We start from the raw sequence: 17,831 nt of genomic DNA on the forward strand, positions 1-17,831 counted from the left end.
ATTACGGATGGTTGGCGATGAAGCCGGCCACGTTTTCCTTGGTCGTCAGCGTGGCGTCCATGAGCTGCACTGGAGCCACCTTCTCACCAGCAACCAGCTTGACGGCATTGGCGACCGCGTCGCGGCCCATTTTCTGCGTCTGCTGTGTCGCGGTGACGTCGAAGACACCCTTGCTCAGCGCTTCCAGAGCGGCCGTATCGCCATCGAAGCCGCCGACCACGATCTTCTGGGATGGGTTTGCAACCTTGATCGCCTGTGCAGCGCCAAGTGCAAGCGCATCTGCCTGAGCAAATACGATCGATACATCCTGGTTTGCTTGCAGCATGTTCTGCATGATCTGGAAGCCCTCGTCCTGGGCCCAGATGTTGGAGTATTGCTCGGCAACCACCTTCACGCCGGGATTGGCCTTCAACGATTCAGCACAGCCCTTGCTGCGGTCAACTTCGGGCGTAGTGCCCTTCTGGCCGTGGATGATCACCATCTTGCCCTTGCCGCCGGCTTGCTTGAGAATGTGGTCGCAAACGGCCTTGGCGGATGCGACGGAATCCGTGGCAAGGAAGGTGTCGCCCGGCGCGCCCTCGGCGTTACGGTCGACATTCACGACTGGAACGCCGGCATTCTTGGCGAGCTTGACGGGGACACTCGCGGCCGCCGCGCCGGCGGGGATGTAGATCAAGGCGTCGATGTTCTGGGTCAAGAGGTCCTGGATCTGGTTGACCTGGGTCGGGCCGTCGCCCTTTGCATCCACGGTCACCACCTGGATGCCGCGCTTCTTGGCCTCATCCTCGACGGACTGCTTGATCTGGTTGAAGAAGTTTGCCTGCAGGTTTGCGACGGCAAGGCCGATTTTCTTGGCCTCTTTCGCTTGAACGGAACCCAGCGACATCGCCAGCACGGCGGCCGAGGCCAGAAGAATACGCGCAAGTTTCATTTTATTTCCTCCTTTTTGCAGTGAACCCTTGGGTACATCCTCCCCCTCGGGCAAGTGATCCGCTCCAAACCTTTCGGAGAGGAACTGGTGGAGGTCCGCCAGGCGGACCTGAATGTCAGGCCCGCCGCCTGCGGATCGTTTCAGCACCGACCGCAAGCACGATGACGATGCCGATGATGACCTGCTGCAGGAATGGCGAGACGTTGAGCAAGTTAAGGCCGTTGCGCAGGACGCCGATGATCAAGACACCGATGAGCGTGCCGCCGATGCCGCCGGATCCACCCGACAGGGAGGTTCCCCCGATGACGACGGCCGCAATCGTGTCGAGTTCGTACCCAAAGCCGCTGGACGGCTGAACAGAGTCTAGACGCGCCGCCAGCACGATACCGGCCAGACCGGCAAGCACCGCGCTTGCGACATAGACGGCGATCGTCACGAGCTGGACATTGATGCCGGCCAGGCGGGCAACTTCCGGATTGCCGCCCACGGCATAGAGCATACGACCCTCGGAGCGGAAATGCAGGAACACCCAAGCCACGGCGACAACCGCCAGCATCAGGAAGACCGTCGCCGTCAGCACGCCGAAATGGCGATCGATCGCAAGCATCATGAACCAATCGGGGAATCCGACGATCTGCTGTCCGTCCGTGATCATGTTTGCGACGCCGCGTGCTGCTGACATCATCGCCAATGTCGCGATGAAGGCCGGAACCCTGAACAAGGTGACGAGAAGTCCGACGATCAGCCCGCTGATCGCGGAGGCGACCAGCGCCACGGCAATCCCCGCGACAAGCGGCAGACCTGCGATATTTGCCGTCCAGCCCATGACCATCATGGCGAGCGCGAGGACCGACCCGACTGAAAGGTCGATGCCGCCAATCAGGATGACGAAGGTCATGCCCACGGCCATGATCCCGAGCACGGTGATCTGGTCGAGAATGTTGAGGCCGTTGCGGAGCGAAAGAAACGCATCGGTGCTGAAGCTCAGGAAAACACAAAGGGCCAGCAATCCAACGAGCGGTCCGGTAGCGCCGGCGAGCTTGCTCAGCCATGTCACGGACGGACGGCTCTGTTCGTTGACGTCGATCGCCACCATCATTCCTCCCTGGAGCCCGAGGCCAGCAGCCAATGTCTGGGCGCTGATTTTTCAAGATAGCATATTTATTCACATATGCTGGAAAATTCATTAGCAACTCACTTTGATGCTGTCAACCGGGTCTTTTCGCCCTGTTTTGGCAACAAGTCGCCTATAAGGGCTTGACTAACTATCTTTTTCTGCAAAAATATAAATACATGAATATTTATTCACACGAGGAAACGATGGAGCCTTCCGAACTTGAACGTGTTGCTCGTCAGATACGTCTGCGAGATCTCCAGGCAGTCTACGAGGCAGGTGCCGGACACATTGGCGGTGAGATGTCCGTGATCGACCTCCTGACCGCGCTGTACTTCCGTGTGCTGCGTATCTGGCCGGACCAACCGAAACATCCTGATCGGGACAGGTTTGTGCTTTCGAAGGGACATACCGCATGTGCGCTCTATGTCACTCTGGCGAAACGCGGCTTCATTCCGGAGGAAGAAATATCGACATTCCTGAAGCCGCATTCGCGGCTCAATGGCCACCCCAATTGCAATAAGGTGCCGGGCGTCGAAACCAACACCGGCCCTCTGGGGCACGGCCTACCGGTGGCGGTCGGCATGGCCAAGGCGGCGAAACTGTCAGGCGCCGGCTACCATACTTATGTGATCACCGGCGATGGCGAGATGCAGGAGGGCTCCAATTGGGAAGCGATCATGGCAGCAGCACAGTTCCGGCTGGACAACCTTACCCTGATTGTCGACCATAACAGGTTCCAGCAGGGGGCGGCGCTTTCGGATACGAACGATATCGCACCGCTTCGTCCGAAGCTCGAAGCTTTTGGCTGGGAGGTTAGCGAAATCGACGGCAACAACATGCGCGAGGTCGTCCCGGCACTCGAGCTTCGAAGCGACCGCCCCCATTGCATCGTGGCCCATACCAACAAGGGACACGGAATCTCTTTCATGCAGGACCGAGTCGACTGGCATCATAAGGTTCCGAGCAAGGAACAGTATGAAGTCGCATTGGCAGAATTGTCGGAGACGCTCTAATGAACGCGCCAGTGAATGCACCCAAGCTCCATGACTGCCGAGACGCCTTCGCATCGACACTCGAGCGCCTCGCCGCCGAGAACGAAACGATCGTCGCGGTCTGCAACGATTCGGTCGGATCTTCGAAGCTCGGCGGCTTCAAGTCCAAGTTTCCCGACCGTCTGGTCAATGTCGGCATCGCCGAGCAGAACATGGTCGGCGTCGGCGCGGGTCTCGCCAATGGCGGACGCCTTCCCTATGTCTGTGGCGCCTCGCCGTTCCTCACAGGCAGATCGCTGGAGCAGATCAAGGCCGATATCTCCTACTCAAATGCCAACGTCAAGCTCGTCGGCATTTCGTCGGGCATGGCCTATGGCGAGCTAGGCCCGACCCATCACTCGATCGAGGATTTCGCCTGGACGCGCGTTCTGCCCAACCTTCCCGTGATCGCGCCATGCGACCGCATCGAGACGGCGGCAGCGGTGGAATGGGCAGCGAACTACAACGGCCCCTGCTTCCTCCGCCTGTCGCGCGTCGGCGTGCCAGACCTTCTGCCGGAGGGCCACAAGTTCGAACTTGGAAAGGCCAATCTGCTGCGTGAAGGTTCAGATGTCACACTCATCGCGAACGGTACTCTGACCCATCGCATGATGAAAGCAGCCGACACTCTCGCCCAACATGGCATAAGGGCCAGGGTGCTCAATCTCGCCACGGTCCGCCCGATCGACGAGAGTGCCGTCATTGCGGCCGCCAAGGAAACCGGCGCGATCGTGACGGCGGAAGAGCATTCGATCTTCGGTGGGCTGGGATCGGCCGTGGCCGAGGTTGTCGTCGACAACGCTCCGGTCCCGATGACGCGCCTCGGCGTTCCCGGCATCTACGCACCAACCGGCTCGGCCGAGTTCCTGCTCGACGAATTCGGCATGGCTCCGTCAGCCATTGCAGACGCCGCGCAAGCGCTTATCAAGCGCAAATAGACAAACAGCACGCATTCGAGCCGGGGCGGATTGCCGCCCCGGCCTTGTCATCAGTGGAGGATATAATGCGGGCCATTCTGGCAATCGACCAGGGGACCACCAATTCCAAGGCAGTCCTGATCTCTGAAAGCGGAGACATCATTGCCAGAGGCTCGGCTCCAGTGGGCATCTCCTATCCAGAGCCCGGCTGGGTCGAACAGGATCCCGACCGGATCTATGCATCCGTCTGCGAAGCGATCGCCCTATGCCTGCAAAACGCGCCCGGCTCGACGATCGAAGCGGTGGCAATCTCCAACCAGCGGGAATCGGTCACCGCCTGGGATGCCGAAACGGGCAAAGCGCTTGGACCTGTGCTCAGCTGGCAATGCAGGCGCACGGCGCCGGATTGCGAGCGCCTCATCGCCGGTGGGCATTCGGGGCGCGTCGAGGCGCTTACCGGTCTTCCCCTCGATCCGATGTTTCCAGGCCCAAAATTCCGATGGCTTCTTGACCGGGCCGCGCATGGGCGACGGGTCCGTATCGGTACGATCGATAGCTGGCTCATTCATTGCCTTACCGGCGGCCGCAAGCATGTGTGCGACGCCTCGAATGCAGCGCGAAGCCAGCTGTTCGACCTCGAGGCTCAAACCTGGAGCGAGGAGCTGGGCGCGATTTTCGGGGTCGATATCCGGCTCCTTCCCGAAGTGCTCGACAGCTCCGCAGACTTTGGAACCACGCATGGTCTTGTCGGCGTTCCGGACGGCACGCCGATCAGATCGGCCATCGGGGACAGCCATGCGGCCTTGTTCGGCCACGGAGCCTTCAACCCGGGCGATGGCAAGGCGACCTTCGGAACCGGGTCCTCGGTCATGACCACCCTTCCGCGTTTTATTGCGCCACGCAATGGCATTACCACCACCGTCGCCTGGCGCATCGCCGGTCAACCGACCTTCGCGTTCGAAGGCAACGTCCTTGTTTGCGCTGCGAGCCTACCGTGGATGGCTGGCATTCTAGGCCTTCCGGATGTTGCGTCCCTTGTCGACCTTGCGGCAACTGCCGAGCCGGGCGGCCCCGGATTCGTACCCGCCTTCGTCGGGCTGGGTGCGCCCTACTGGAATTCCGACGCGCGCGCTCTCTTCTCGCAGATCAATTTCAGCACCACCCGCGCGCAGATGGCGCGCTCGGTGACCGACTCGATCGCCTTGCAGGTTCATGACGTAATCACGGCGATGCGGACACAGAGCGGCGGCGAACTCGGCACGCTTTACGTGGATGGCGGGCCGAGCCGGAACCGTTTCCTGATGCAATGCGTATCGAACCTCGTGCAACACGCCACCATCCAGTGCGAGGCACCGGAGGCCTCTGCGCTCGGCGCGGCCTATCTCGCTGGTCTTTCGATCGGCCTGTGGCGGGACCTCGATGCCATCGCAGCGCTTCCGAGAAGCACTGCGGTCATCGAGCCGGAAAACATCGACTATACGGCCCTCCTGAATGGGTGGAATGATGCTCTGGCCCGCTCGACGTTGCGGGCAACTCCGGTTAAAGGTGAATAAAAATTCACCCCGGGGATCAACGATGGCTCGCCTTAACGAACTCCGCCTCATCTCAAGAGTTGCCCAGATGTACCACATAGAGGGCAAACGGCAGGCGGAGATCGCCCAGCACCTTCGCCTATCGCAGGCAACCGTTTCACGAATGCTGAAGCGGGCCGAGGCAGAAGACATCGTGCGCACAAGCGTCATCCCGCCCGTCGGCACCTACAGCGACCTCGAAGGAGCGCTGCGCGAGAAGTACGGTCTCCCCGAAGCCATCGTCGTCGAATGCACCGAGGACCGGGACGGAGCCATCATGGCCCGGATCGGCGAAGCTGCTGCGCATCTTCTGGAGGTTACGCTTGCGCCCGGCGAGATCATCGGTGTATCGAGCTGGAGCCAAACGATCTTCAGGATGGTTGAAAATATTCATCCCCAGAAGAGCGCCCAGGCAAAGTATGTCGTTCAGACACTTGGCGGCATGGGCGACCCGTCGGTCCAGACGCATGCCACCCAGCTTACCACTCGCCTCGCACGACTGACCGGCGCAGAGCCGAAGCTTCTTCCAGTGCAAGGTGTTACGACCTCGCGCGAGGCCAAACTTTTGATGCAAGCGGATCCGTTCGTGCGAGAGACGATGGATCTCTTCGGCAGCATCACGCTCGCCATCGTCGGCATTGGAGCCGTCGAACCATCAGAACTGCTTGCAAGATCCGGCAACATCTTTTCGTCGCGGGAGCTTGCCGACCTGGCTGAGGCTGGTGCTGTCGGCGATATATCGCTGCGTTTTTTCAACAAGGACGGCAAGCCGGTAAAGACGCCGCTCGACGAGCGCGTCATCGGCCTCCCACTTGAGGATCTCGAACGGGTTGATCGGGTCATCGCGCTCGCCGGCGGCGCAAAAAAGACTGCGGCGATCGCCGGTGCCTTGAGGATCGGAGTTATCGACACTTTGATAACGGACAAGTTCAGCGCCGAGCGCCTGGTCGAGTCATAAAGTCAATGGCTCAAGCCAGGTCTGCTCGGGCAACTCAGGCGGCGAGCATTGCGCTGACCAACCGAGCTGACCGCGGCGCCAGGGTCAACCAGACCGGCAACCCGTAGCCGATCTTGCATCGGACAAAGGTAGAAGCCATACGCTGTCGGACAGACCGGCCGCTCGATCGGCAGTCCCGGCATGTCACATTCAATATGGTAGCCGCGCTCAGTATCCAGTTGCACGGTCGTCATTGCCTCCGGTGCCCGAACGAATTCCGTACCTGCCCGCCTGACGGCCGAAGACAGGAGGCGCATCACCTCGCCGGGATAGCTGAGGTTGATGGCTTTGGGAAAGAAAAGACCACCCTCAAATCCGCTGAGACGCGGCTCAAGCTGCACAACGTCGCTCGCCGAGAGAAGCTCTTGTGACACACCATAGTTGCAACGCAATCTCCTCTGTCTGATTTGAAAATCGGTAGCTGCGTTCGCCCCCTTGCGATGGTTATCCATCACCGCCTAAGCCAATTCGTTCGGATTGCGTTCATGTGAACTGGATATAGTGCCAGGAAATAACTGAGTGATCCTTGCGGAAAGGCCATGACTCCCAATCATGCGGCCTTTCGTTCGTCAGGCGTGGTTCTGACGAGGGAGATGATGATGGAATATGATGAAAACTCGAAACTTGAGCGCCGGCAGTATGTTCGAAAGGCAGTTCTGACGATCTTTGCCGGCGCCGCCCTCGCGGCCCTTGGAGCATGGCTTGTCCAGCCTGAAACGGCCTCGGCGAAGCTGCATCTGCCTTCTCCGGATTCAAAGGCATCGACCGTTTCGCTTTAGGGATCCTCTCGCAAAGACCTGATGGCTAGGTTTAGGGTAACCGTCGCTTCCCGCAACGCCAGCCCGTCAACGTGTGCCGTGGCTCGAAGACGCCAGCGATACGTTCCGTTCGGCTGTCCAAGTGTTCGGCAGATTTGAGGATATGATCCAGGTCAACGCGATTACGGAGACAAGACCTAGCCACGTCTCCCACGACTGCTGACGAAACGGCAGCGGCCAGCGCGATCGGGAGAGCTTTGGATCAAATGGCATCCGTCAACCCCTTGCTTTCGTGAAAGCCATCAGCATTGAGGCAACGGGTCTGGATCAATACCATGATCGCCTCCTCTGTCTTCGCGTCCACTCCACTCACCTACCTTACGTCTGCCAAGTTCCAATTGTCTAGTGCTCATATCGACAATATCTAGTAACGGACCCAGCGGCGACTAGTGGAGTTTTCAATTTCAGCTGATTGCGTAGCAAATATTTCTGCAAACGACCTTCATGGCAGAGACTTGCGAATGCGCTTTATGAGATTTGCCTGCCGACGAGCTGCAAACGGCGAGATCGATGGTTCGCCAAGGCGCGCAAGGCATCCGACTGCTGCGGCCCTTCGATCGGATCAAGCACCTGCTGTGCGTGATCCGAAGCCAGCGAGTGCCTGCCCGACCGATCCCATCGCAACCCAGGTGGCCCTGCCCGCGCTCCATCAGTCTGGCCATCAAGCGCCGACTATGGTTTCATGGTGCCAGCCTGTTGAAAACATTGTGCTGCAACCGCCAAAGTCAGGAGGCCTTACCTTATGCGTCAGCCCCGCATAGCCGTCATTCTCGACGAAAATACCAGTACGGGCGGAACCCGCTACGAGGCGGGCAAAGGCTATTTTCGCGCCATGCGAGACGCGGGAGGTCTTCCCTTTGGCATTCCATATGTGCCCGAGATCGTCGACATTGTTTTGAATGAGTTCGATGGTCTTGTGTCCGTGGGCGGCCGGTTTGCCTATCCCGACGACTGGTACATCACTGGCGAAGTGTCGAAAGCCCCGCCTTCGGAACGTCTCGATGTAGAAAGGGCAATCGTTGAGGGTTTCCTTAAGCGGGATAAGCCCATTCTCGGCATATGTGCCGGCATGCAGATGCTTGCTTGCCTGAATGGTTGTCGCCTCACGCCGGATCTACGCGCAACCTTTCCGACCGCGGGTGAACATGACAAGCGAGACCATCGTCATCCTGTCGACATTCTCCCAGAATCCCGTTTGGCGGAGATCATCGGCAAACCCCGTATCGAGGTGAATACCTTCCATCGTGAAGCGATTGCGCAGCTGTCAGCCGCCGTGATTGCAAGCGCCCGAGCCGAAGACGGCATCATCGAGGCGATTGAAGTCGTCTCCGCCTCCTTTGCGATCGGCCTACAATGGCATCAGGAGCAATTTGCGGAGACGGATCACCCGGGAAACGCTGTTTTTCAGAGCTTCGTGGAAGCGGCATCTGGCATCAAGCCGGTCGGCCGGTGAGGTTCGCAGCCTATTGCGATAAAATTGCCGAACCCATTTCTGCCTATCTTTTGCTGCCCGCTGTTTCCAGCATTGTGATTTTCGCGCCGGCAGATGCGACCAGCCGTAAACGCGAAAAATTGCAAAAGATGGTGCACCGACTGCCGCTTATGGGAATACGGCCGTCACAGTCACCGACGGATCGATTATGTGGGATACCCGCCGGGTCCGTCGATTGCGGGAGCTTGAAAATCAAACTTCGAGTTCATTGGGCCAGGACTCCAGGGTCCGAACGAATTCGGTAAGCCACGCGTTCGTTTGATGACCGTCGAGAGAGCGGTGATCAATGGTGAGCGACACGTAGGCCATCGGCCGAATTTGGATGGTGTCGGCTCCGTCGACCTCCCGCACAACGACGCGCTTCTCAAGCTTGCCGACACCCAGGATGGCAGACTGCGGCTGATTGATAATGATCGGCGCCGCCAGCAGAGAGCCAGATACACCGTGGTTGGAGATCGTGAACGTTCCACCTTTCAAATCATCAGGTTTCAGCATGTTGCTGCGGGCGCGGCTCGTCAAATCTTGGAGCCGAGCGGCTATTTCCCGCAATGAGAGACGCTGCGCTTGGCGGATCACCGGGACCACAAGGCCTTTGTCTCCGAGTGCCGCTCCAACCCCGATGTTGACGTCGTCGAAAATCTCCAAGCTGTCGTCGTGCCACTGGCTGTTCACCTCCGGAACGACCTTCATGGCAGCAACGCAGGCCGCCACGATATAGGCGGTATAGGAGAGGTTTATCCCTTTCGCCTTCATCGCACCCTTATGAGCTTCGCGATGACGCCTAATGGCGGTGAAATCAGCTTCGAAGACTGCCGTGACCTGTGGCGCAGTCGCTAGCGAGCGTAACATGTGCTTTGCAATCGCGAGCCGCATTGCAGAATGCGGAATTTTCCGAGATGCATCGCTCGTCACGGATATCGACGGCTGGACCGACGGAACGGCGGCGCTCTCATTTGGCCCGACGGGTGTCGGTGCTACTACGGGAGAAGGTTCGACGACTGGTTCAGCCCTATTGCGATCGTGGGCCTGATCCATGTCAGCTCTTGTCACGCGGCCGTCTTTGCCGGTCCCCCTGACGGTCGACGGGTCAATGCCATATTCCGCGACTGCGCGGCGCACAGCCGGTGAGTAATGCTCGTTTACCTCATGCGAGCTGATTTTACTTTCGACCGACAAGGCCGGCGCTGCCGCTTGATCCAACGGATCAATATCGCCGGCGGTCATGCGGCCGAGAACCGAGCCAGGCGTCGCATCATCGCCGTTATTCATGCTGATTTCGGTCAAAATGCCATTGCAGGGAGCGGGAACTTCCTGGGTGACCTTGTCCGTTTCAAGCTCAACCAGAGCGTCGCCTTCCTCAACTCGGTCGCCGATCCGCTTCAGCCAGTTTCTGACGACGGCTTTGGTCCCCTCCTGCTCAATCGGAGCCAGGATATCGATTGCATCGCTCATTCTCAAAACTCCAAAAGCTCAGCAATTCGCTTCGCGATGCGTTCAACAGACGGCACAGCCCAATCCAGGAGAACAGGATTGTGTGGACTAGGGATATCCGGCATGGTCAGACGAGAGATTGGTGCGTCGAGGTCCATAAAGGCCTTGTCGGCTACAACAGCAGAAATTTCGGCACCGAAACCCGCAGAGCCAAGGTCTTCATGGACGATCAAGCAGCGACGGGTCTTTCTGACCGAAGATAGAACTGCGTCCTGGTCCCACGGCATCAATGTTCGCAAGTCGATAACGTCGGCAGAGATGCCCTCGGCCGCATCCTCGCAGCGTTGAACCATAGCGCCCCACGTCACGATGGTTATGTCGGAGCCCGTGCGAGTGAACTTCGCCTTCCCGAAAGGAAGAGTGAAATTGTCACCGGGATATGGGCGACGAGCCCAGGCGTGATCGAGCATTGCGCGGTGCTCGAAGAAGATGACCGGATCATTTCCTCGAAGCGACGTGCGGAGCAGGCCGACCGCGTCTTCCGCGTTCGACGGAACTGCCACCTTCCACCCAGGCTGGTGGACGAACGCAACCTCGTTCGTCTGGCTGTGCCACGGGTCGCCGCACTTGAAGAAGCCGCCTGGCATGCGAACGACGATCGGCGCAGCGAACCGATTGTTCGTACGCCAGCGGATCGTGCCGCAATCGTTGATTTGCTCCGTTGCGGGTTCGGCATATTTTCGGAACTGGATTTCAGGAACCGGTACCAAACCGGCGAGTGCCATTCCAACCGCGCGGCCGATGATGCCTTCTTCCGACAAGGAGGTGTCGAAAACGCGCTCGCTTCCGAATTTCTCCTGGAGGCCGAGGGTCACCGCGTGAACTCCGCCCTTAGGGCCAATGTCCTCGCCAAAAATGACAACCCGGTCGTTGATCGACATTTCCAAATCGAGCGTCTTGCGGATCGCTGTCACCATGTTGATCCGGGGTCCGGAAGTCTCCGGGATCTCGGAACCTGCCGGAGGAACGTAACCCGCTCGATACTGGCCACCCATCACCTGCATTTCGCCGTTGAAGAAAACATGGTTCGTCACCGTGGCAGGGTCTGCAACCGGGCGGCCTTCGGCGGCCTCGCGGGCGGTTTCGGCGGCCTCACGAGCTTTACCCTGCGTGGCTTCCCATTCGTCCGCTGTCATTACCGTTGGAACGAGATACTCCTTCAGACGGGGGAGCGGATCACGTTCCCATTCCTGACGAACGATATCTTCGCTTTTGTAAGTTTGAGTGTCCTGGAAGCTATGGCCCTGCAGGCGCGGAACGGTAAGGCGCAGCAATGCTGGCTTGCGTTTGTCGCGAACGTAGGTGACGGCTTCCTGAGAGAGGCGTGCTGCTTCTGCAGGGTCGCAACCGTCGCCGTCGAAGATTTTGAGATCTTTCCAACTTGCCAGGTTCGCAGCGATATTCCCGCCCGGTGTCTGCATCGTGGAAGGAACGGAGATGCCAAAACCGTTGTCCTCAACATAGAATAGCATTGGGAGGAATTGTGTCGTTGCTGCCGTGATGGCCGCCCAGAAGCCGTTGGACGCGACCGATCCGTCACCGCCTAACGCCACGCCGATGTCGCGGTCGTACTCCTTCCGACCCAGCGTCGTCGAATAATATTTCATAGCCTGGGCCCAGCCGGCCGTGGGCGTGTATTGAGCGCCGACGCCGCCGCACATTGGCAGCGCGGATGCACCTGAGAGATTTGGATAATTGAAGACCACGCCAATGTCGCGTCCGTCGGAGTACCCGCCAGCGCGACCCATTGCGGAGCCGAGGGCGTCGGCAGGGTCCACACCAAGTGAGAGAAGAAGCGGACGGGACCGATAATAACCACAGGTCGCGTCGTGGAGACCCGTCAACTGCATACCCAGAAGGATTTGCGCCATGTCGTGCCCACGGGCCGAAAACTGATAGAGCACCTTCTTTTCCGGCACGAGGCGCTTTTCTTCCATCTCGTCCAAGGCCCGAGAAAGATGAAGAAAGTAAGCGGCTTTCCGCCAGTCGATCCGGTCGTCCGGCGAGTTCCGCTCGTGACTTTTGACGGCTACCTGATCCATGAAAACCTCCCGGGAATACATCCCACTCAGCCTATTCGAACGCCGAGTTGATTTCCTTTCAATTTCGACGGAAATCGCCTATGGTATGAAACATTCATTTCATATGATATGGGTTTTCTGAATGGAACAAGTCACACTTGATAATGTGGACAAAGCGATACTTCGCGTTTTGCAGGATCATGGCGACATAAGCCAGGCGCTGTTGGCGGAGAAGGTCGGAGCCTCGTCGGCCTCTTGTTGGCGGAGAATAACGAAGCTGGAAGAGGCAGGAGTGCTGCGTAAAACCGTCCGGCTTGTCGATGCGGACGCGATCGGCAAAGGGCTCAATGTCTTTTGTCAGGTCAGGATGAAGTCCCACGATCCAGGTGCCAGGCATGACTTCGAATTGTTCATCAATAGCCATCGAGAGGTGCTCGAATGCTACTCGATGTCTGGCGAATGGGATTATGTCATTCGTGCTGTGGTCGGTGATGTTCGTGAGTATGAAGCACTGCTTATGAGAGGAATTTTGACGCATGAAGCGGTGCTAACGTCGTCGTCTCATTTCGCCCTGAAGACGGTAAAATATACCACGGCTCTGCCCATTTGACCGGGCCGCATCCAGTCCAAAATAAACGCGGACAAGCTGTGCCGCTCAGATAAAACAGGAATCGACGGCGAGATGCCGGTGGGTGTTTTCTGCTGATGATATTGCGATAGGCAATCGAACCAACTTCGAAATGCTCGATCAAAGGAGCCCAATTTTTCGCCCCTCGGTCGCCGGAGATGGAAATGTTTGCGGAAAGATCGACGGAAGTTCTCGGCAATCATCTCGATGCTCGAGCCGGTCCTTCGCCAACGGGCGGTCTTGCATCGTTTGTCCAGATCGTGCGGGAGTACGTGCTTTGGAGGAAAGACCCGCCAGCTTGACGCGAGCGGGCCTTCTTAAACAGCTTATCTGCCTGCCATCACTGGGCGTCGCGGATGGTCAACGCCGGGTTATGGGCGAAGAAGTTATGCGGCTCGATGTGGATGGTCTTCCACTCGGTCGACATCACCGGCCAGTCCTCCATGCGGGGGATATGGTGGAAGCCCGCGGTGAACCAGGTCACGATGTCCTTGCCCATCAGCGGCTTGTTCGCCTTGACCCATTCCGGCAACGTGTCCGAACCGTCGCTCTGCATGGCGAATTTGCCACCGGCATACTGCTGGTCCGGGTCATACACCGTGTTCCAGACCGAATATTCGATATAGGCGTTGCGCTTCATCGGCGGGTCCTTGGCAAAATCGAAGGGACCGTAGGCCACATCGCCATGATGGATCATCCAGCCCGGCTCCTGACCGAGATAGCCCTTGCGGGACGGATCGGAGATCATGAAGTAACGCGGCTTCATCGCCGAAAGCTGGTAGCGAGCTTCCATCTCGGTCTTCGGCATCGTGTGCTGCACCTCCCACATCGACCGGCGCGGGTTCTTCGGATCGACCTTGGAAGGCACGATATCCATGGTGCCGAAGTGGTTGACCGGCTGGTCGACGTCGAAGTCGATGCGGAAGTTGAAGTAGTGGTCGTGGTTGGCAGCCACCAGGTTCGGGGCGATCAGCGTACCGTGCGCAGTGTCTGCCGCCGCTGTCGCGTCGTCCATCGAGGTCGAGGCCACACCCTTCACGGCATCGAGACCGGTCGCGCCGATCATGATGCGGATCTGGCCGTCCTGCTGCAGCCGGTAGTCCATCAGATAATCGTAGTTGCCGACTTCCGATGCTGTGCGCACGACCAGCTCCGTCGCCGGGCGGCCTTCGGCCGGAAGCGGCTTGTCGGGCGTCTGGGCAAAGACTTCGAAGTGACGCCAGGCCGGGTCGCCGATCGAGCGCTCGAAGATGCAGATCGCATTCGGGATCGTCAGCGGGTTGCCCTTGTCGTCTGCGATGGTCGCCGGCAGAAAGGTGGCGTAGCTCGGGCAGTCGACGCCAGCGCGCAGCGGGCTCAGGAACAGGCCGAAACCATACTCTCCGCTATCCATATAGGTGCGCCAATACCAGCCCTCGGTCGGGTCCATGTAAGGCACGAAGACTTCCGACAGGTGCGACTGGTAGATGACCGAACGCCACGCGTCGCCGTCCTTGACGTCGAGATTGGAAAGCACCAGGCCCGGGCGCTTGTCGACGCGGAAGTTGAAGCGCCAGATATCCCAGTCCAGATGAGTGCCGTTGATCTTGTAGTTCGGGCCGCCCTCCTGGGAAAGCTTGGCCATGTTCATCGGCGGGCGCAACGGCTCGCGTGCCCCGACTTCCTTCTCGGTATAACCCCAATTGTCCTTCGGGCCATCGATGGCGCCGGTGTCGATGACCTTCAGCACCTTCTTCTTGCCGATGTCGTAGACGGCGAAGAGGCCTTCGATCGGCTTGGCGTAGTAGTTGGAGCCTTCCGGAACGCGATAGCACGGCACCTTCATCAGACGGGAATTCTTGTATTCCTCGGTGAAGAAGTTACCTGCCGTCAGCGGCAGGCAGAAGGCCTGCTCAGGCGTCAAGCCACGCTTCTTCAGGCCGGCCACCATCTCCGGGTTCTGGAGCGCGCCAGCCAGCGCGTCCATGAATTCGGTGAAGAGGACCATCGGCTGGCCCTTGATCAGCGTCGTCCTCTCGACCTTGCCGGTCGTGATGTTGACGACCGCTTCCTTGAAACCCTGAGGGCTCGTCAGCTGCACCTTCGCCTCGCGGTCAAGCGGCTTATCGCCGTCTTTCCAGGAAAGCACGTCGGCCTTGGCCGGCTCCTTGAGCTCGATCAGCGGATAGAGCGTGTTGTCGTCCACCACCTTCTCGTCGCGCAGGATCCTGTTGATCTTCTGGTATTCCTCTGCCGTCAGCCCATCCAACGGATGGGCGAACACGGCGGGCGCGCCAAGTGCCAGCACGAGGCCGGCCGAGGCGAGATATCGTCTTATTCTCATTGTCTCCTCCCTTGTGTTCTCGTCGATGCATCAAGCAAACACCACCTGGATGTCCGTGTATTCCTGCAGGCCTTCTTCAGCGAATTCGACGCCGAAACCGGAGCCCTTGACGCCACCGAACGGCGCGTTCGGCTGAATGGCGCCGTGCTTGTTGATCCAGACCGAACCGCATTCCATACGGGCCGCGACCTTCCTGGCAGCGGCGATGTCGGAGGACCAGACTGAGCCGCCGAGGCCATTCGGACTGTCGTTGGCCATGCGGATCGCGTCCTCGACGTTCGAGTACTTAATCACCGGCAGCGCCGGGCCGAACTGTTCCTCGTCAACCAGAGCGTCGCCGTTCGAAAGGCCAGCGACGATGGTCGGCGGAAAGAACAGGCCCTCGCCCGCATCGCCGCCGAGCAGCACCTTGCCGCGGCTCTTGGCGTCGGCCACCAGGCGGCTGACCTTGTCGAACTGCACGCGGTTCTGGATCGGCCCGAGAATGCTGCCCTCCTCCAGGCCGTTGCCGACCGGGATATTCTTCGCATAGGCGACAAGCGCCTCGCAGACGGCATCGTGGATCGATTCATGTACGTAGAGGCGCTTCATGGCAGCGCAGGTCTGGCCGTTGTTGATGAAGGCGCCCCAGAACAGGCCCTCGGCGATCGCAGCCGGATCGGCATCGGGCAGCACGATGCCGGCATCGTTGCCGCCGAGTTCCAGGGTCAGGCGCTTCATTGTCTCGGCAGCCGAACGCATGACCTTCTGGCCGGTCGCGCAGGAGCCGGTGAAGACGATCTTGCGGATATCCGGGTGGGCGGACATGGCGCCGCCAAGGTTGAACTCGCCGCTGTCGTCGCCGGTAACGACATTGAGCACGCCCGGCGGCAAGACTTCGTTCATGATCTCGACCAGCCGCAGCGTTGCAAGTGGCGTCAGCGGCGACGGTTTGATGACGACGGTATTACCGCTGCGCAGCGCCGGCATGACGTGCCAGATCGCGATCATGACCGGGAAGTTCCACGGCGTGATCGAGCCGACGACGCCGAGCGGCTTGCGGTGGAGTTCGATGCGGCCCTGCTCGTTGTCCTGGAGCACCTTGACGGGCAGTGAAAGCCCGGTCGTATATCCGGCCCACGCAACCGTGCCGCCGAGCTCCCAGCGAGAGCCGAGGCCGTTCAGCGGCTTGCCCTGTTCGCGGGTCAGAAGCTCTGCAAGCTCGCCGGCATTTGCCTCGATGCGGGAGGTGACCATCGCGCAGGCCGCCTGCAACTCCTCGTCGCTCTTAGCCGACCAGGCGGGGAACGCGGCCTTGGCGGCAGCAACCGCAGCATTGAGTTCGGCCGCACCCATGTTCGGCGCGCGGCCCACTTCCTCGCCCGTCGCAGGATTCAACACACTGAAACTTTTCTCGCCGTTGACCGGCCGACCATTGATCGTCGCGCTATGGAGCGTCATCCTCGCCTCCTCCGTTGCGGGTCCCGGCCACATGCGGAACCGATGACGAAAGAGCCTAGGCGAAGTGCCGGGTTTCGGCTTGGACGGAAGCGTCCGTCGCGTTGGACAAATCCGTCAATGGCAGTGGGCTACGGCGCCGGGCGTGATGCCGTATTTCTTGCGGAACTCGCGGTAGAAATAGGAAAGATCATTGAAGCCTGCGTCGAAGGCGATACCGGCGATACCCTGCCCGCCCTGCGCATGAGAGCCGAGGTGGGCATGCGCTAGTTCCAGGCGGCGGCTGAGCAGCCGGTGGCCCGGGGTCTCGCCAAGGGCCTGGAAATGCCGTTGCAGCATGCGCTCGGAGACGTTGAGGCGGCGGGCAAGCTCGCTTGGGCCGAAACCGGGATCGGCGCAGTTGCGATCGATCATGACAAGCGCCCGCGACAGTAGCGTGTCTGCCGGTCGCGCCTTCTCCTGCGTCCTCATTCCTTGCAGATAGGCGCCCATCAGGCAGAAGAAGGCTTCACCGAGCTGCGTCGTCGCGCCGGGCTCTGCCAGCATCTTGGTCAGCACCGCCCGCATGGCGATCCACAGCGGGTCGTCGCGGCTGATCGCTACACCGCCGGTGCATTCCGCGCCAAAACGATGCAGCATTTCTTCGCGCGGCATGTGCAGCGACACCTGACTGGAGCGCACGCCGTCATAGACGAAGGCGGACGGCAGGGTGGAATCGACGAGGAACATGTCGCCAGCGGCAAGCGCCGCCATTTTCTCGCCCTGCTCGATGCGGCAATGGCCCTCATCCTGGATCAAAAGAAAGAGGTGTTCGCCCGGATCCTGACGGATCGAACGGACGCTGCGGCTGACGTGGCGGGCATCGAGCCCAACCACCGCCGTTTCGAAGAAGCCGATGCGGCGTGTCGCGACGTCGCCGGCAACCGTTCCGTCCCGGCCCATCGGCTCCAGGTCGAAGGCCCCGCAGACCTTGCGCAAGTCCGCCTGCAGGATTTCCACGGGCAACGGTCTATGGACCGGTGTTATCAACGACTGCATCATCCCCTCCCTGGCCTTT

Annotated in this window: 15 protein-coding genes; 7 read left to right on the forward strand and 8 right to left on the reverse strand. The window is 59.7% G+C overall.

Annotation, left to right across the window (positions count from 1 at the left end; all coding sequences use genetic code 11):
* Position 1: 1 nt before the first annotated feature.
* Together GA0061102_RS03135 and GA0061102_RS03140 are read right to left on the reverse strand one after the other, a co-directional pair.
* The gene (locus GA0061102_RS03135) at positions 2–931 is read right to left on the reverse strand and encodes a sugar ABC transporter substrate-binding protein (RefSeq protein ID WP_092843962.1); all 930 of its coding nucleotides are present in this window, start codon (positions 929–931) and stop codon (positions 2–4) included.
* A gap of 115 nt (positions 932–1,046) precedes the next feature.
* Positions 1,047–2,027: an ABC transporter permease gene (locus tag GA0061102_RS03140; RefSeq protein ID WP_092843963.1), complete on the reverse strand. Its 981-nt coding sequence runs from the start codon at positions 2,025–2,027 to the stop codon at positions 1,047–1,049.
* Between the two features lie 224 nt (positions 2,028–2,251).
* Between GA0061102_RS03140 and GA0061102_RS03145 the strand changes: the two genes are divergently transcribed.
* From GA0061102_RS03145 to GA0061102_RS03160, 4 genes are all read left to right on the forward strand, one after another.
* Entirely contained in the window at positions 2,252–3,061 is an 810-nt protein-coding gene (locus tag GA0061102_RS03145; RefSeq protein ID WP_092843964.1) for a transketolase, read from the forward strand.
* Complete coding sequence (locus tag GA0061102_RS03150; protein ID WP_092843965.1) at positions 3,061–4,017, forward strand: transketolase family protein; 957 nt, start codon at positions 3,061–3,063, stop codon at positions 4,015–4,017. The genes GA0061102_RS03145 and GA0061102_RS03150 overlap by 1 nt, the downstream gene beginning before the upstream one ends.
* A 65-nt stretch (positions 4,018–4,082) precedes the next feature.
* Entirely contained in the window at positions 4,083–5,549 is a 1,467-nt protein-coding gene (locus GA0061102_RS03155; protein ID WP_092843966.1) for an FGGY family carbohydrate kinase, read from the forward strand.
* 22 nt (positions 5,550–5,571) lie between these two features.
* Complete coding sequence (locus GA0061102_RS03160) at positions 5,572–6,525, forward strand: sugar-binding transcriptional regulator (RefSeq protein ID WP_092843967.1); 954 nt, start codon at positions 5,572–5,574, stop codon at positions 6,523–6,525.
* A 2-nt stretch (positions 6,526–6,527) separates the two neighbouring features.
* Here GA0061102_RS03160 and GA0061102_RS03165 read toward each other — a convergent pair whose 3' ends face one another.
* Positions 6,528–7,016: an FAD-binding oxidoreductase/lyase gene (locus tag GA0061102_RS03165; RefSeq protein WP_245297907.1), complete on the reverse strand. Its 489-nt coding sequence runs from the start codon at positions 7,014–7,016 to the stop codon at positions 6,528–6,530.
* An 87-nt stretch (positions 7,017–7,103) separates the two neighbouring features.
* Between GA0061102_RS03165 and GA0061102_RS03170 the strand changes: the two genes are divergently transcribed.
* Positions 7,104–7,343 (forward strand): hypothetical protein, encoded by a 240-nt coding sequence (locus GA0061102_RS03170; RefSeq protein WP_092843968.1) that lies wholly within the window; start codon positions 7,104–7,106, stop codon positions 7,341–7,343.
* A gap of 781 nt (positions 7,344–8,124) precedes the next feature.
* Positions 8,125–8,835 (forward strand): gamma-glutamyl-gamma-aminobutyrate hydrolase family protein, encoded by a 711-nt coding sequence (locus GA0061102_RS03175; protein ID WP_092843969.1) that lies wholly within the window; start codon positions 8,125–8,127, stop codon positions 8,833–8,835.
* A gap of 231 nt (positions 8,836–9,066) precedes the next feature.
* On the opposite strand, the gene GA0061102_RS03180 is transcribed toward GA0061102_RS03175, so the two are convergent.
* Together GA0061102_RS03180 and GA0061102_RS03185 are read right to left on the reverse strand one after the other, a co-directional pair.
* Positions 9,067–10,326 (reverse strand): dihydrolipoamide acetyltransferase family protein, encoded by a 1,260-nt coding sequence (locus tag GA0061102_RS03180; RefSeq protein ID WP_092843970.1) that lies wholly within the window; start codon positions 10,324–10,326, stop codon positions 9,067–9,069.
* A 2-nt stretch (positions 10,327–10,328) separates the two neighbouring features.
* Complete coding sequence (locus tag GA0061102_RS03185) at positions 10,329–12,407, reverse strand: transketolase C-terminal domain-containing protein (protein WP_092844242.1); 2,079 nt, start codon at positions 12,405–12,407, stop codon at positions 10,329–10,331.
* A 121-nt stretch (positions 12,408–12,528) separates the two neighbouring features.
* On the opposite strand from GA0061102_RS03185, the gene GA0061102_RS03190 reads away from it, so the two are divergent.
* Complete coding sequence (locus GA0061102_RS03190; RefSeq protein ID WP_092843971.1) at positions 12,529–12,996, forward strand: Lrp/AsnC family transcriptional regulator; 468 nt, start codon at positions 12,529–12,531, stop codon at positions 12,994–12,996.
* 358 nt (positions 12,997–13,354) lie between these two features.
* Here GA0061102_RS03190 and GA0061102_RS03195 read toward each other — a convergent pair whose 3' ends face one another.
* From GA0061102_RS03195 to GA0061102_RS03205, 3 genes are all read right to left on the reverse strand, one after another.
* Positions 13,355–15,337 (reverse strand): copper amine oxidase, encoded by a 1,983-nt coding sequence (locus GA0061102_RS03195; RefSeq protein ID WP_208858603.1) that lies wholly within the window; start codon positions 15,335–15,337, stop codon positions 13,355–13,357.
* Between the two features lie 30 nt (positions 15,338–15,367).
* Positions 15,368–16,777, reverse strand: coding sequence for an aldehyde dehydrogenase family protein (locus tag GA0061102_RS03200; RefSeq protein ID WP_092843972.1), 1,410 nt, complete (start codon positions 16,775–16,777; stop codon positions 15,368–15,370).
* A gap of 114 nt (positions 16,778–16,891) precedes the next feature.
* Entirely contained in the window at positions 16,892–17,812 is a 921-nt protein-coding gene (locus tag GA0061102_RS03205) for a helix-turn-helix domain-containing protein (protein WP_092843973.1), read from the reverse strand.
* Between the last annotated feature and the right edge of the window lie 19 nt (positions 17,813–17,831).

Origin of the sequence: Martinezella miluonensis, from assembly GCF_900094545.1 — a bacterium.
Taxonomy (GTDB): domain Bacteria; phylum Pseudomonadota; class Alphaproteobacteria; order Rhizobiales; family Rhizobiaceae; genus Rhizobium; species Rhizobium miluonense.

Excerpts from the sequence above, each read along its gene's own strand:
- GA0061102_RS03170 (WP_092843968.1), top strand. The coding sequence starts at position 7,104 with ATGACTCCCAATCATGCGGCCTTTCGTTCGTCAGGCGTGGTTCTGACG.
- GA0061102_RS03200 (WP_092843972.1), bottom strand. The coding sequence starts at position 16,777 with ATGACGCTCCATAGCGCGACGATCAATGGTCGGCCGGTCAACGGCGAG.
- GA0061102_RS03145 (WP_092843964.1), top strand. The coding sequence starts at position 2,252 with ATGGAGCCTTCCGAACTTGAACGTGTTGCTCGTCAGATACGTCTGCGA.
- GA0061102_RS03180 (WP_092843970.1), bottom strand. The coding sequence starts at position 10,326 with ATGAGCGATGCAATCGATATCCTGGCTCCGATTGAGCAGGAGGGGACC.
- GA0061102_RS03140 (WP_092843963.1), bottom strand. The coding sequence starts at position 2,027 with ATGGTGGCGATCGACGTCAACGAACAGAGCCGTCCGTCCGTGACATGG.
- GA0061102_RS03190 (WP_092843971.1), top strand. The coding sequence starts at position 12,529 with ATGGAACAAGTCACACTTGATAATGTGGACAAAGCGATACTTCGCGTT.
- GA0061102_RS03150 (WP_092843965.1), top strand. The coding sequence starts at position 3,061 with ATGAACGCGCCAGTGAATGCACCCAAGCTCCATGACTGCCGAGACGCC.
- GA0061102_RS03155 (WP_092843966.1), top strand. The coding sequence starts at position 4,083 with ATGCGGGCCATTCTGGCAATCGACCAGGGGACCACCAATTCCAAGGCA.
- GA0061102_RS03135 (WP_092843962.1), bottom strand. The coding sequence starts at position 931 with ATGAAACTTGCGCGTATTCTTCTGGCCTCGGCCGCCGTGCTGGCGATG.
- GA0061102_RS03160 (WP_092843967.1), top strand. The coding sequence starts at position 5,572 with ATGGCTCGCCTTAACGAACTCCGCCTCATCTCAAGAGTTGCCCAGATG.
- GA0061102_RS03185 (WP_092844242.1), bottom strand. The coding sequence starts at position 12,407 with ATGGATCAGGTAGCCGTCAAAAGTCACGAGCGGAACTCGCCGGACGAC.
- GA0061102_RS03195 (WP_208858603.1), bottom strand. The coding sequence starts at position 15,337 with ATGAGAATAAGACGATATCTCGCCTCGGCCGGCCTCGTGCTGGCACTT.
- GA0061102_RS03165 (WP_245297907.1), bottom strand. The coding sequence starts at position 7,016 with ATGGATAACCATCGCAAGGGGGCGAACGCAGCTACCGATTTTCAAATC.
- GA0061102_RS03205 (WP_092843973.1), bottom strand. The coding sequence starts at position 17,812 with ATGCAGTCGTTGATAACACCGGTCCATAGACCGTTGCCCGTGGAAATC.
- GA0061102_RS03175 (WP_092843969.1), top strand. The coding sequence starts at position 8,125 with ATGCGTCAGCCCCGCATAGCCGTCATTCTCGACGAAAATACCAGTACG.